2 pseudogenes are annotated in these 1,179 nt (G+C 47.7%); both read right to left on the reverse strand.

Annotation, left to right across the window (positions count from 1 at the left end):
* Positions 1 to 578: pseudogene (locus ACFINW_RS09915) on the reverse strand (phage tail protein); the annotation flags it as partial.
* A 178-nt stretch (positions 579 to 756) separates the two neighbouring features.
* A pseudogene (locus ACFINW_RS09920) lies at positions 757 to 1,179 on the reverse strand (hypothetical protein); the annotation flags it as partial.

A 1,179-nucleotide genomic window follows, 5' to 3' on the forward strand; every position in this document is an offset into this window, starting at 1 on the left:
CGTACAAAGGGATCAATCAAATAACAAAAGCGTGAGGAAAAATCTGCACGATAGGCAAGACTTTCTTGCGTGTTTTTCCCCCCCGTATCAAAAACGGCAATCGCTTGTAGCTTTTCTGCAACCTGTTCCAAAGCATCTGCCACGGGGTTTTTGCCATTGTCAATCCGCCCTGCACTATAAGCCGGTGCCAGTAAAATCCCAGGTTCCACACCCAAATGCCCCCGCGCATGCGCTAAGGCATGCACACCGGTCAAGTGAGTATTGGATCCCACCATTTCGGTTTGTGTCTCAGCAATGGTTGATTTTTCTTCCACACGCACAAGGATAATTTGTGCCTCAATCCCCTGTGCGCACACAGCATTTATGACATCAAGAGCCGTGCCTCTTGCCCCAAGCTTTTGGATTTTTTCTGTCTCATGGGTGAAGACCAACACAGGCTCGTCGAGGGGAAAAACTTGGTTGTCAGCATCAGGGGCTGTAACAACCGCCCCAATGGCGGTCTGATCAAATGTTGCTAAAGGACGGGAATCCTCACCAGCCTCTACAATGCGAATCCCATGATTAAATTCTATTGCCATCTTGCTCTCCAAATCAATGAAGAGACTATAACAAGCATCACCATGCTCCATAAGACTGACACTGTCAGTCAAAAAGCTCTTTAAAGGGCTTTGAAAGAGCAATAAAAGGACTTAAAAACATATAAGCCTGCTCATACAAAAGCTATCCATTTGACTTGCGCTATTTTTGGTTTTGTATTTAATCTTTCCATAACCTTATAAGAACAGCGCCATCAGCTCCAGCGCCGCTTGGAGAGGAATCTCCATGAGAGCCAGCACCTCCGCCCCCAAAACCACGCCCTGCTTTTCCCGAACTATAGGAACCTTTGCCGACTCCTCCAGAGCCACCACGTGATGTATCACCTCCAGCATCGCCTCCATTACCGCTTGTTTTACTCGTAATTCCATTCGTTCCAGCATAACCATTTCCGCCTTTGGCAATTCCTAGATGTTCATCCGTTGCTAAACCAAAGTTTCCACCTGTTCCTCCAGCACCGCCATCGCCTGAATAGTAGGTAGTCGTACCACCACCAAATCCCGTGTGAGATTGATAGGCAGAAGCACCCCCACCACCATGTCCTCCTGTCGCCGTAATAAAATTCTTTCCAACAGCTGTTGTTCC

It is taken from the genome of Bartonella sp. AA18HLJMS (genome assembly GCF_042197245.1).
Taxonomy (GTDB): Bacteria; Pseudomonadota; Alphaproteobacteria; order Rhizobiales; family Rhizobiaceae; genus Bartonella.